This window comes from Burkholderia sp. WTPI3, from assembly GCF_021483755.1.
Classification (GTDB): Bacteria; Pseudomonadota; Gammaproteobacteria; order Burkholderiales; family Burkholderiaceae; genus Burkholderia.
The window spans coordinates 62,158-75,013 of the sequence record NZ_JAGIXF010000030.1 but is presented as its reverse complement, the minus strand read 5'-3'; the positions used below and the strand labels follow the sequence as shown (position 1 = coordinate 75,013).

General features: G+C 66.9%; 12 protein-coding genes. 4 read left to right on the top strand and 8 right to left on the bottom strand.

The window, feature by feature from the left end:
• Window positions 1-293, top strand: a 293-nt coding sequence (locus tag J7024_RS18245; protein WP_234745345.1) for a LysR substrate-binding domain-containing protein, incomplete at its 5' end; no start/stop codon positions are given.
• A 29-nt stretch (window positions 294-322) separates the two neighbouring features.
• Here the strand turns inward: J7024_RS18245 and J7024_RS18240 are convergent.
• From J7024_RS18240 to J7024_RS18230, 3 genes are all read right to left on the bottom strand, one after another.
• A complete protein-coding gene (locus tag J7024_RS18240) occupies window positions 323-841 on the bottom strand; it encodes a HipA domain-containing protein (protein WP_234745344.1) in 519 nt (172 codons plus the stop codon).
• A 132-nt stretch (window positions 842-973) separates the two neighbouring features.
• Window positions 974-1,462, bottom strand: a complete 489-nt coding sequence (locus J7024_RS18235; protein ID WP_234745343.1) for a helix-turn-helix domain-containing protein — start codon at window positions 1,460-1,462, stop codon at window positions 974-976.
• A gap of 265 nt (window positions 1,463-1,727) precedes the next feature.
• On the bottom strand, window positions 1,728-2,636 hold the full coding sequence (locus tag J7024_RS18230; RefSeq protein ID WP_124830507.1) for a LysR substrate-binding domain-containing protein: 909 nt from the start codon (window positions 2,634-2,636) through the stop codon (window positions 1,728-1,730).
• Between the two features lie 108 nt (window positions 2,637-2,744).
• On the opposite strand from J7024_RS18230, the gene J7024_RS18225 reads away from it, so the two are divergent.
• Both J7024_RS18225 and J7024_RS18220 read left to right on the top strand, forming a co-directional pair.
• A complete protein-coding gene (locus J7024_RS18225) occupies window positions 2,745-3,827 on the top strand; it encodes a tartrate dehydrogenase (protein ID WP_124830508.1) in 1,083 nt (360 codons plus the stop codon).
• A 187-nt stretch (window positions 3,828-4,014) separates the two neighbouring features.
• Window positions 4,015-5,325, top strand: a complete 1,311-nt coding sequence (locus tag J7024_RS18220) for an MFS transporter (protein WP_175760282.1) — start codon at window positions 4,015-4,017, stop codon at window positions 5,323-5,325.
• Between the two features lie 48 nt (window positions 5,326-5,373).
• Here the strand turns inward: J7024_RS18220 and J7024_RS18215 are convergent, their stop codons facing one another.
• The 5 genes from J7024_RS18215 to J7024_RS18195 all read right to left on the bottom strand — a co-directional run bounded on the left by J7024_RS18215 (window position 5,374) and on the right by J7024_RS18195 (window position 10,683).
• The gene (locus J7024_RS18215; protein WP_124830510.1) at window positions 5,374-5,670 is read right to left on the bottom strand and encodes a hypothetical protein; all 297 of its coding nucleotides are present in this window, start codon (window positions 5,668-5,670) and stop codon (window positions 5,374-5,376) included.
• Window positions 5,671-5,758: 88 nt separating this feature from the next.
• Window positions 5,759-6,049 carry a hypothetical protein gene (locus J7024_RS18210; protein WP_124830511.1) on the bottom strand — a complete coding sequence of 97 codons (291 nt, stop codon included), beginning with the start codon at window positions 6,047-6,049 and terminating at the stop codon, window positions 5,759-5,761.
• A 203-nt stretch (window positions 6,050-6,252) separates the two neighbouring features.
• Window positions 6,253-7,590 carry an argininosuccinate synthase gene (gene argG / locus J7024_RS18205; protein WP_124830512.1) on the bottom strand — a complete coding sequence of 446 codons (1,338 nt, stop codon included), beginning with the start codon at window positions 7,588-7,590 and terminating at the stop codon, window positions 6,253-6,255.
• Between the two features lie 339 nt (window positions 7,591-7,929).
• Complete coding sequence (locus J7024_RS18200) at window positions 7,930-9,000, bottom strand: FUSC family protein (protein ID WP_124830513.1); 1,071 nt, start codon at window positions 8,998-9,000, stop codon at window positions 7,930-7,932.
• 150 nt (window positions 9,001-9,150) lie between these two features.
• Complete coding sequence (locus J7024_RS18195) at window positions 9,151-10,683, bottom strand: sensor domain-containing diguanylate cyclase (RefSeq protein ID WP_124830514.1); 1,533 nt, start codon at window positions 10,681-10,683, stop codon at window positions 9,151-9,153.
• A 596-nt stretch (window positions 10,684-11,279) separates the two neighbouring features.
• Between J7024_RS18195 and J7024_RS18190 the strand changes: the two genes are divergently transcribed.
• Window positions 11,280-12,815, top strand: coding sequence for an amino acid permease (locus J7024_RS18190; protein ID WP_124830515.1), 1,536 nt, complete (start codon window positions 11,280-11,282; stop codon window positions 12,813-12,815).
• The last annotated feature ends 41 nt before the right edge of the window (window positions 12,816-12,856 follow it).

Below are 12,856 nucleotides of genomic sequence, written 5' to 3'. Positions count from 1 at the left end.
TGATCCAGCCGCCGCGCGTCGTCGCGCAGCCGCTGATCGACGCGGGGCGGTTGCGGGAGGTGTTGCCGCGGTGGCGGCCGGGCGCGGTTCCGGTGTCGGCCGTCTATGCGAAGCGCCGGCATGTGTCGCCCGGCGTGCGCGCGTTCGTCGACTGGATCGCGGAGCGCTTCGCCGATGCGGCGCAGGACGGAGCGGGCGTGCGCGTTCCCGGGGCAGCGGGGCGGCAGATCGCTGCGGGTGCGGTCGCCGCGAGCGAGCCCGACGCGAACGGCAGGCTGGCGGCCGCGGTGTGACGGCGGTGCGTCGAATGAATGAAGGGGGCTCAGGCGCCTGCGAGGCGGAAGGCGTCGGCCATGTGCTCCTGCTCCCGGGCAGAAAGCGCGAGTCGTGTCGCGAGCGTGCGCCATTGGCCGACGACGCCGCGGAAGTCGTCGATGATCTCGTCGGCATCCTTCAGGCTCAGCCGGAAATATTCACATACCTCGCGGGCGAGTTCGAGGTTCAGCGCGTTGTCGGTTTCCGTGATATTGAGCTTGAGACCATCGGCGACGGGGTTCATGTCGTAGGCTGCGGAGAGTCGCCAGCCTGCAGCCGGTTCGAGAATGAACCCGTGATTGCGAAGATGGTCGTCGGTATTCGAGACGAGCAGGTTGAATACGATCCGGGCCCATAGTTCGTGCAGGTCGGCATTCGGTTGCGCGCCGTGTCGCATGAGGACTTTCGCCAGTTCCAGGGAGCTGACGCCGGTGGATGCATCGTCGCCGTCGACGTGGCCGGTCATCGTCATGGCCGATGCAGAATGCAGCCGGCGACCATCGGCAGTCCGATCGAATCGTCGCACCAGGAAGCAGTGATAGTCGCTGACGAATTTTCGCGCTTCGGCGTGGGCGACGTTCAGGCTGTCGACCGTGCAGAAGACCGAGCTTCAGGGGAGCGGACAGGCTGCTCCAGTCCGCCTAGACGGAGAGGGTCGTCATTTCTTGGTCGGCCCCTCATGTCGCCTGCCCACGGGTTTCAGCAATGCGGCCGGATCCGCAGCGGTCGTGCCGCGATTATCGTCAGGCACTGCGCGATCGGATGCCGTTGTTGCTGTTCCCTCGGCTTGGGTGGCGGGGGAGACGCGCGCACGCGCGCGCCTGTCGCGCGTGCGCGACGCTGCTGCGGCCGCCGCAGGCGTGGCCTGCTTCGCGCGCCGTGGCGTGGCGAGGCGGGCATCCTGAAGCTGACGGCCGAGCGGGTCTGATGCAGCCAGCTTTTCCAGATCGGCTTGGAGCCCGAGCGCCTGCATGACGGAAAGATACGCCCCCATCGTGACGCCCGACCCGCCTGCCTCGAGCGAGCGAAGCGTCATCGGCGACATGCCGGCGCGCTCCGCGACCTGCTTGGCCGTCAGCTTTCGGCGCAGGCGCGCCAATTTCAGCCGCTCGCCGAAATCGACGAGCAGCTGACTGGATGCCGGCAAGAGCGGGGCAGTTTTCCTGGCCATGGTTAGAGCTAATATTTCAGCGCTTTTTACATGATAACGCCAAAATATTAGCACTTTGGTGGCTCGGCCGAGTGTTGTTTCGATCCGGTGGCACGAGCAGAAGTGTAAGTATTTTGGCGTTTTTTAGGAAAAATTGCCGAAATATCATCATTGTGCCGATTGGCTGATCCGATGCGCGACGCGGGTATCACGTCGTTCTGGAGCGTGCGTGGGCGCTTGGCCACTCGCACCCCGCACCCGGTCACCCGCCCAGTTCCTCCGCCAGAAACGCCACGAACGCGCGAATCCGCGTCGACATCTGATGCCGCTGCGCATACACCGCGTAGATGTCCGCGCTCGGCGTCTCGTAGTCCGGCAGCACGACGACGAGCCGCCCGTCGGCCAGATACTCGCGAATGTCCCATTCCGCGCGCATCAGGATCCCGTGCCCGTCGAGCGCCCACTTCACCGCGATCTCGCCGTCGTTCGTCGTCAGGTTGCCGTTGATCCGCACCGCTTCGGTGTTGCGCGCTGCGCCGCGCCCGCTCGTCAGGCGCCAGATCCCGTAACCTTCGTCGCCCTGCCGGATACCGATGCAGTTGTGTCGCGTCAGCTCGTGCGGCGTGCCGGGCGTCCCGTGCCGCGCGAGATACGCGGGCGCCGCGCACAGCAGCCGGCGATTCGGCGCGAGCCGCCGAGCGACCACGCGCGTATCGGGCGGCTCGCCGAAGCGGATGCACACGTCGAACGTGTCGTCGGTCAGCGGCGGCGGCATCACCGACAGCTGCAACTGCACCGACACCTCCGGATAACGCGCGACGAAGCGCGAGATCGCTGGCCCGACGTGGCTGCGCCCGAAGCCGAGCGTCGCGTTCACGCGCAGCAGCCCTTTCGGCCGTTGCTTCGCGCTGCCGAGCAGTTCGCCCAGTTCATCCATCTGATCGAGGATCCGGCGCGCGTAGTCGAGATACACGTCGCCTTCGGGCGTCAGCATCATGCGCCGCGTCGTACGGTTGACGAGCGTCACGCCCGCACGCCGCTCCATCTGCGTGAGCCGCTTGCTGACGGCCGCCGCGGTCAGTCCGAGCTCGCGCGCGGCCGCGCTCAGGCTGCCCGACGCGGCCAGCGTCGAGAAGAAGCCGAGATCGGCCGGCTGCACGGTATCCGCCATGACTGGATTGGTGAATTAAAGTTAAAGATGCTTTGAGTCTAGCACCGGTTCCAGCACTCCCGGTTAGGTAAAGTGCCTTCACGCTCACGATCAATCGAGGATGTCAGCATGAAGACCTACCGTATCGCGACCATTCCCGGCGACGGCATCGGCAAGGAAGTGGTGCCGGCCGGCAAGCAGGTGCTGGAAGCGCTGGCGCGCGGCAGCGACCGCTTTGCGTTCGAGTTCGAGGATTTCGACTGGGGCGCCGACTACTACCGCCAGCACGGCGCGATGATGCCGGCCGACGGCCTGGACGCGCTGCGCGGCAAGGACGCGATCCTGTTCGGCTCGGCCGGCGACCCGGACGTGCCCGACCACGTGACGCTGTGGGGCCTGCGCCTGAAGATCTGCCAGGGCTTCGACCAGTACGCGAACGTGCGCCCGACGCGCATCCTGCCCGGCATCGACGCGCCGCTGAAGCGCTGCGGTCCGGGCGACCTGAACTGGGTGATCGTGCGCGAGAACTCGGAAGGCGAATACGCAGGCGTTGGTGGCCGCGTGCACCAGGGGCATCCGATCGAGGCCGCGACCGACGTGTCGATCCTCACGCGCGCCGGCGTCGAGCGCATCATGCGCTTCGCGTTCCGCCTCGCGCAGTCGCGTCCGCGCAAGCTGCTGACCGTCATCACGAAGAGCAACGCGCAGCGTCACGCGATGGTGATGTGGGACGAGATCGCGAAGCAGATCGCGCAGGAATTCCCCGACGTCACGTGGGACAAGGAGCTCGTCGATGCCGCGACCGCGCGCATGGTGAACCGCCCGGCGTCGCTCGACACGATCGTCGCGACGAACCTGCACGCGGACATCCTCAGCGATCTGGCCGCCGCGCTCGCCGGCAGCCTCGGCATCGCGCCGACCGGCAACATCGATCCCGAGCGCCGCTATCCGTCGATGTTCGAGCCGATCCACGGTTCCGCGTTCGACATCATGGGCAAGGGGCTCGCGAATCCGGTCGGCACGTTCTGGTCGGTCGTGATGCTGCTCGAGCATTTCGGCGAGACGGCCGCCGCCGCGCGCGTGATGCAGGCGATCGAGGCCGTCACGGCCGACCCGTCGCTGCATACGCGCGATCTCGGCGGCAGCGCGACGACCGCGCAGGTGACGGCGGCCGTCTGCGAGCGCGTCGCGAACGCGGCGGTCGCAGCCTGACGGCAACGAGGCGGACGACGATCGCCTGCCGTCCGCCTCCACCGGAAATCGACTGCCCGCGACTCGCGCATTCGACGCGAGCCGGGCGCCGGCGCACGCCCTTCGCCGCGGCGCCGGTCGGCGCTCGCAGAGCACCCGCCGGGCCCCGCAGACAGGAGCGGCTCGACCTCGAAGAAGGAGGAGACACATGCAAGCAGATCTGGAAACCCGCGTCGCGCGGAAACTGATGTGGCGCATCATTCCGTTCGTGATGCTGCTTTACTTCGTCAGCTTTCTCGATCGCGTCAACGTCGGCTTCGCGGCGATGACGATGAACAAGGCGATCGGCCTGTCGCCGACCGCGTTCGGACTGGGCGGCGGCCTGTTCTTCATCGGCTACTTCCTGTTCGAAGTGCCATCCAACCTGATTCTCCACCGCGTCGGCGCACGCATCTGGATCGCGCGCGTGATGATCACGTGGGGCATTGTGTCGGCGGTATCCGCATTCGTGACCGGGCCGACGAGCTTTTACGCCTTGCGCTTCCTGCTCGGCATGGCCGAGGCCGGCTTCTTCCCCGGCATCATCCTGTACCTGAGCCTGTGGTTCCCCGCGAAGCAACGCGCGGTGGCCGCCGCATGGTTCATGGCGGCCGCGCCGATCTCGACCGCGATCGGCTCGCCGCTGTCGGGCGCGATCATGCAGATGCCGCCGATGTTCGGGCTCGCCGACTGGCAGATGCTGTACATCGTCGAGGCGCTGCCGGCGGTCGTGCTCGGCTTCGTGGTGCTGAAGTGCCTGACCGATGCGCCGTCGAAGGCCGCGTGGCTGAAGGCGGACGAGCGCGACTGGCTGATCGCGAAGCTGAAGTCGGAAGCCGACGCGCGGCACACGCACGCCGGGCACACGGCCGGCGCGTGGCAGGCGCTGCGCGACCCGCGCGTGCTGGCGCTCGCGCTGATCTACTTCGGCACGTCGGCGGGCCTCTATACGCTCGGCCTGTGGGCGCCGTTGATGGTCAGGCAGTTCGGCTTCACCGCATTGCAGACGGGCCTGCTGACCGGCATCCCGAGCATCGCCGCCGTCGTGGCGATGATCGTGTGGGCGCGCCATTCGGACCGCAGCGGCGAGCGCACGTGGCACGTGGTGATTCCGTGCGTGCTCGCATGCGTCGGCTTCGTGTTCGCGGGGCAGGCGAGTACCGCGCTCCTGACCGTCCTCGCGCTGGTGGTCGTCAACATCGGGATCAGCGCCGCGAAGGCGCCGTTGTGGGCGATGCCGAGCGCGTTCCTGTCAGGCGCCGGTGCGGCCGCGGGGATCGCGATGATCAACTCGATCGGCAACCTCGGCGGGTTCGTCGGGCCGTTCGCGATCGGCTGGCTCAAGCACGCGACCGGCGGATATGCGGCCGGGCTGTACGTGGTGGCCGGCACGCTCGCGGTGTCGGCGGTTGTCACGCTGCTGCTGAGTCGCAAGGGTGCGCGCGAAGCGGTCGTGTCGGGCGTGCAGCATCATCATTGAAGGTGGCGCGCGTCCGTGATCGTGGGTCCGGGCGCGCACGCCGCATGCTTACGCGTGGAGCCAGAACCACAAGCCCGGGATGCAGAGCAGAAGGTGCAGCGGGAGCGCGACACGGAACGCGCTGCGTGGCGGCTGGTCCGGCTTCGACGTGTCGGCCGCGAGGCAACCGATGCCGACGGCAAGCGCCAGGACGGAGATCGAGGCCATGCACCGCAGACCGAAGCCCACGACGCCGACACCGGCATAAGGATCGGCCATCGAGCTGGCATAGCCGTAGCACATCACCATCGCGATGATTTCGATGATCGCGATCCACGCGAGGATCGAGCCGTATCGTGCCGTCATGGGGTATCGGGTGCCGTTCCCGGTGGATGAAAAGTCCCGAGGATACACGCAAGGACGGCGAGGCGTCTCCGCGATGCAGGCGCCAGCGTCACGCTGCCGGAAGCGCCGCGCGGCGTGCGATCTCCTCCACATACGCATCGGCGGACGCGCTCGACGTATCGACGAAGCAATCGCTGAACGCGCACGCATGCGCGATGCGGGAGACGATGCGCTCCAGCGCGATCGCCCACTGCTCGTGGAGCGGCGCGTCGTCGGGCGCATCGTGATCGTCGCCGTCGATGAAGCGCGCATCGGGCAGCACGCGTGCGAGTGCGCGATCGATCGTCGTCTTGCCGCTGTTGATCGGGCCGTTCACGTGAATGACGAGGAGGGAAGCCATGAGCCGGGTCGGAAATCGAACGACTCGCAGCTTGCCATGATCGCGGCAGCGTTGCAGCGCCGTTTGCGCGTGACACGATGGCGGGGGAAAACAGGGAGGGGAAAAGCGGAGGGAGCGGCAGGCCGTGCATGCATCGACGCACACACGGCCTGCCCGGCGCGGCACGCGTATCGGCTACGCGCGCCGGCTTCGGGTAAAACGGCTTATTGCTCGCCGTCGCCCTTGATCTGCGGCAGCGCCGACGATTCACCCGGCGTCAGCAGGCCGACCTGGGTGTAGACGCGCAGCTTGTCGCGCGTGTCGGTGATGTCGAGGTTGCGCATCGTCAGCTGGCCGATCCGGTCGCGCGGCGAGAACGTCGACGCCACCTTCTCCATCGACAGGCGCTCCGGTTGATACGTGAGGTTCGGCGACTTCGTGCTCAGGATCGAGTAGTCGTTGCCGCGGCGCAGTTCGATCTTCACTTCGCCGGTGATTGCGCGGGCGACCCAGCGTTGCGCCGTTTCGCGCAGCATGATCGCCTGCGGGTCGAACCAGCGGCCTTGATACAGCAGGCGGCCGAGGCGGCGGCCGTTCTCGCGATACTGCTCGATCGTATCTTCGTTGTGGATGCCGGTGACGAGACGCTCGTACGCGATGTACAGCAGCGCGAGGCCCGGGGCTTCGTAGATGCCGCGGCTCTTCGCCTCGATGATGCGGTTCTCGATCTGGTCGCTCATGCCGAGGCCGTGGCGGCCGCCGATGCGGTTCGCTTCGAGCAGCAGCTCGACCTGATCCTTGAACTCGACGCCGTTCAGCGCGACCGGCTGGCCGGCTTCGAAGCGCACCGTCACTTCTTCGGCGGCGATTTTCACGTCATCGCGCCAGAACGCGACGCCCATGATCGGGTTCACGATCTTGATGCCGCTTTCGAGGCTTTCGAGGTCCTTCGCTTCGTGCGTCGCGCCGAGCAGGTTCGAGTCGGTCGAATACGCCTTCTCGGCTGACATCTTGTACGCGAAGCCGGCCTGGTTCATGAATTCCGACATTTCGGCACGGCCGCCGAGCTCGTCGATGAACGTCTGGTCGAGCCACGGCTTGTAGATCTTCAGATCCGGGTTCACGAGCAGGCCGTAGCGGTAGAAACGCTCGATGTCGTTGCCCTTGTACGTGCTGCCGTCACCCCAGATGTTGACGCCGTCTTCCTTCATCGCGGCGACGAGCATCGTGCCCGTCACGGCGCGGCCGATCGGCGTCGTGTTGAAGTACGTGACACCGGCCGTCGTGATGTGGAATGCGCCGCTTTGCAGCGCCGCGATGCCTTCCGCGACCAGCTGCGCGCGGCAGTCGATCAGGCGGGCGCCTTCTGCGCCGTATTCGATTGCACGCTTCGGGATCGCGTCGTAATCGTCTTCGTCGGGCTGACCGAGGTTCGCGGTGTATGCGTACGGGACAGCGCCCTTCAGTTTCATCCAGTGCAGCGCGGCGCTGGTGTCCAGGCCGCCGGAGAAGGCGATGCCGACCTTCTGGCCGGTCGGGAGGCTTTCGAGAATCGTGCTCATGGGAATTACCGTGGATTGAAGTCCGGTGCGTATTTCGCGGAATATGCGAGTATCGGCTGTCCGGGAGGTTGGGGCAAGGGCTGATTTTCGTGCAAATGCGTCGGCGGGCCTGTCGCGACAGGGCTGGCGGGCGGTGAACCGGCCGGAGAATCAGGCGCGAATCAGCGTGGAACGGCGATCGAAACCGGCCATCGCGAACCGGCGAGCCGGCCTGTGTTTCCGGGGCCGGATCGGTCGAAATACCCGGCTGCCGCGCATCGGAATGCTGCCTTTTCAGATTGAAATGAAAATGAAAGATTGTCCCGGCTCCACGCGGCATTCAGCGGCAACGCCCGGATTTTAAATATTCCACGCCTGCGCCGTATCGAGCAGCTTCTCGCGCAACTGATCCACTTCACCGGCCAGCTTGACCGTGATCGACACGTAGCCGGACAACTGCGGCGGCGGCGCGTCGTGCGGCGGATCGGCCGGCCGGCGGCGCGGCGTGAGCCGGCTCGGCGTGCCGAACTTCAGCGCGCGGCTCGCACCGACTAGCGTGTCGCGGATGCGCCGGTTCACGGCCTTCATCGCGGTGCGCATGTACTCGCGGGACGCCACGTCGTCGCGGGCCGGCACCGTGCTCGACAGGATCTCCAGATAGCCGATGCACAGGCGCAGGCTGCGCTGGATCGCCTCGAGGTGCGTGACCGAGATCTCGCACTCCTTCGACACCGACGGCATCAGCGAGCGCAGCTGCACCAGCAACGCGCTCAGCGCGGCCATTTCCTTCAGGTGCGCGTCGTCGCTCACGTGGCGGTCGCCCGCGAGCCGCGCATGCACGGCCGCGCACGCGCGCAGCGCGTCGGCGAGCTTGTAGCGCCACGAGTAGGTCGCATAGAGCGGCAGCGCGAACGAGAACGCCAGCGCGATCGCGATGCCGGTCAGCACGTTCACCGCGCGCCACAGGCCGTCGACGATCTCGTTGTCGCCGTGCCCGGCGACGATCACCATCGTGATCGCCGACAGCAGCGCGATATAGCCGGCCTTGCCGATCGCGTGATACGCGCAGAAGCCGCACGCGACAGCCATCAGCAGGTAGATCGCGAGCGGGGCGTGCAGGAACGAGTAGAGCAGGATCAGCCCGAGCCCCGCGAGCGCGCCGATCGACGTGCCGAGCGCGCGCTCGGCCGCCTTCTTGCGGATGTTGCCGTGGTGCTGCAGCCCGCCGACGACGATCAGCACGGTGATCGTCGACCATTCGCCGTGCGGCACGCGCAGCCCGGTCGACAAGCCGATTGACACGAGAATCGCGAGCGCGACGCGCGCCGCGTGGATCAGTTTCGCGTGCCGGTAGCGCCGGTACGGGTCCAGCAGCGGACGAAGCGCGTGGCGCAGGAGCGGCGGCAAGCGGGAAGGGAGCTGGGCGGTCATGAGGTATCGAGGGTGGCCGGCGGGGTGACCGGAATACGCGCGGGCGGCTTGCGCGGGCCGGCGCCGCGCTGCATGCGCAGCTGCCGTAACGCTAGCCGAACGCGCGCGGGCTGTCCACGGCGGGGCGGCGCGACGCGGCTGGCCGTCACGTCACGCGTCGGCCGCTCTCGGCTGCGGGTTCGACACGCGATTGCGGCCGCCGGACTTCGCGCGGTACAGCGCCTCGTCGGCCTGCCGCAGCAGCGTCGCGGCATTCACGCGCCCGCCGGCGGTCGTTGCGGCGCCGATGCTGGCCGTCACGTGCCCGTACGGGCTGCGGACGTGCGTGATGTCGAGCCCCACGATCGCGCGCCGGATTGCTTCGGCGACCGTCGCCGCACCCCGCGCGTCGGTGTCGGGTAGCGTGACGACGAATTCCTCGCCGCCGTAGCGCGCGACGTGGTCGCTGTCGCGGCGCAGGCAGCGCGACGCGGATTGCGCGACGCGGCGCAGCACGTCGTCGCCCGCGAGGTGCCCGTAGTAGTCGTTGAACGCCTTGAAATGATCGACGTCGACGAACAGCACGGACAGCGGGCGGCCGCTGCGCGATGCGCGCTGCGCTTCCTTCACGAGCACCGCGTCGAACGTGCCGCGGTTGTCGAGCCCCGTCAGCGAATCGGTGTGCGCGAGCCGGTACAGCTTCGCTTCGGCGATCTGCCGGCGCTTGAGCTCGCGCGACAGCGCGAGCGAGCCCCACGCGATGAACGCGGTGAACAGGCCCATCAGCACGGCGGCCCAGATCGTGCGATGACGCCACGACGCGTAGATGTCGATCTCGGCGGGCGCGACGTCGACGATCAGCGGCAGGCCGGCGAGGTGCTTGTACACGTAGATGCGCCGCGTGCCGTCGATCGCGCCGGTGCCCGCCAGCACGCCGTCGCGGCTGCGCTGCGATTCGATGAAGAGCGGCGAATCGTGCAGGTCGAGGCCGACCACGCGCGCGTCGTACGGCAGCCGCGACACGAGCGTGCCGTTCTCCTCGACGATCGCCGCGCTGCCGTGCTCGCCGACCGCGAGGCCGTCGAGCAGCGCGCGGAAGTAGTCGATGCTGAGCGTGCCGACGACGATCCCGCCGAAGCGGCCGTCGGCGAGCGTGATCCGGCGGCTCAGCGCGATGGTCAGCGCGCCGCCGCGCAAGCGTGCCGCGTACGGCCGGCTGATGTAGAGGCCCGGCACGAGCCGGTTGCGATGCACGGTGAAATAGTCGCGATCGGCGAAATTGCCTTGTCGCGGCGGCGACGCAGCGGAATCGATCACGATATTGCCGTGCGGATCCATCACGAAAATGGCGCCGAGATACGCGCCGGTGGCGGCGCGGTCGAACAACAGCCGGTGACGCTGGCGCGGCGGCAATGCCATCAATTCCGGATCGGCGAGGCCATCGACGACGTTTTGCAGTGACAGATCGTAGAGTTCGATATTGCGGGAAATATCGCGCTCGATCAGCAGCATCAGGTTGCGCGCATTTTCGACCGCATGGTCATACGCGTCGCGGCGCGCCTCGATTAAAAGCGACGCGGAAAGCCCCCAGCTGAACATCAGCAGCACGATGCCCGCAGCCAGTACGCCGCGAGGCGACAAAATGCGTGCGACGGCCGACGCGGTATGGCGGCGCAGCGCAGCGAGCAGCGGGTGTGACTTCATCCTCGGGAAGGGCGTGGCGGCGGATATTTGCGTCGTGGACGGTTCCGCGCGCTGATTATTTCGCATTAACCCGTATTATCTCGCGAATTTCCGGATTCGGCCGGCGGATGCAAAACATGCATGCCCGAATGGCGATTCTGGTCCGTTACGCATCATTACTGCCTCGCGCGTATTCGGTTTGATTTGAATCAATTACCGTATCGAGGTTTTTGTCTGAATATTGGCGGGCGAGCCTGCCGATTTGTCGTTTTAACGCGTATCGGAAATGTGTTCCGCGCTTTCCGCGCATTGCGCGGTTCGGCATGCCGGATCACCTGCCGACGGCCACGGCCGTTCGACCCGACCGGCGGCGGCGATCGATGCGCCGGGGCCGAGCCGCATCCAACTCGTTGATTCTGCGGCGTCTGCATGCGGTGGCGGTGCGTTCTGACCAGAGCTGTCGCCATGACGAATCAGGTAGAATCCGCGCTTCGCCGCAGGCACCCGGCGCGCAACGCGTATCGGGGCCGCATCGAATGCACGGCAGGTGGCGCATCGCGCCCCGATACCGCATGCGCCGGCCCCGGATGCCGGCCCGCTCAACGTTCGTCTCGTTTATGTCCGCAATCCCGAATTCCGACCAACCCGGTTCGTCCGCGAACCCACCCAAGCTTCATCGCGCGCTGAAGGCGCGCCACCTGACGATGATCGCCATCGGCGGCTCGATCGGCACGGGCCTGTTCGTCGCGTCCGGCGCGTCGATCTCGCAGGCCGGCCCCGGCGGCGCGATGGTCGCGTACATGCTGATCGGCCTGATGGTGTACTTCCTGATGACGAGTCTCGGCGAAATGGCCGCGTTCATGCCGGTATCGGGCTCGTTCGCGACCTACGGCGCGAAATACGTCGACGAAGGCTTCGGCTTCGCGCTCGGCTGGAACTACTGGTACAACTGGGCCGTGACGATCGCGGTGGAACTCGTCGCCGCGCAGCTCGTGATGCACTACTGGTTCCCGAACGTGCCGGGCGTCTGGTGGAGCGCCGCGTTCCTCGGCGTGATGTTCCTGCTCAACGCGCTGACCGTGCGCGGCTTCGGCGAGGCCGAATACTGGTTCGCGCTGATCAAGGTCGTCACCGTGGTCGCGTTCATCGGCGTCGGCCTGCTGATGATCTTCGGCATTCTGAAGGGCGCGCCCGGCAACGGCTGGGGCAACCTGACGATCGGCGACGCGCCGTTCGCGGGCGGCCTGCCGGCGATGATGGGCGTCGCGATGATCGCGGGTTTCTCGTTCCAGGGCACGGAGCTGATCGGCGTCGCGGCCGGCGAGTCGGAAAACCCGCGCACGACGATCCCGCGCGCGGTGCGCCAGGTGTTCTGGCGGATCCTGCTGTTCTACGTGCTCGCGATCTTCGTGATCGGCGTGCTGATTCCGTACACCGACCCGAACCTGCTGAAGAGCGACGTGACCGACATCGGCGTGAGCCCGTTCACGCTGGTGTTCCGCCATGCCGGCCTCGCGTTCGCGGCCGGCGTGATGAACGCGGTGATCCTGACCGCCGTGCTGTCGGCCGGCAACTCGGGCATGTACGCGTCGACGCGGATGCTCTACAACCTCGCGACCGAAGGCCGCGCGCCGAAGTTGTTCGCGAAGCTGTCGCCGGGCGGCGTGCCGCGCAATGCGCTGTACGCGACGACGGCCGTCGGCGCGCTGTGCTTCTTCACGTCGCTGTACGGCGACAAGACGGTGTACCTGTGGCTGCTGAACACGTCGGGGATGACGGGCTTCATCGCGTGGCTCGGCATCGCGATCAGCCATTACCGGTTCCGCAAGGGTTACGTGAAGCAGGGCTACTCGGTCGACCAGTTGCCGTACCAGTCGAAGTGGTTCCCGTTCGGCCCGCTGTTCGCGTTCGTGCTGTGTCTCGTGATCGCGCTGGGGCAGGACTATCAGGCGTTCCTCGCGAACCGGATCGACTGGGCCGGCGTGGCCGCGACCTACGTCGGCATTCCGCTGTTCCTCGTCGTATGGCTCGGCTACCGGTTCATGAACAAGAGCCGCTTCGTGCGCTACGAGGACATGGAGATTGCGCCGTGGGTGGCTGCGAATCGCGGCGCACAAGCACCGCGCGTGACGAACCGCGAAACCGCCGGCTGATGCGGGCGCGGCACGCCGCCACGCGATATCCGACGAAACGG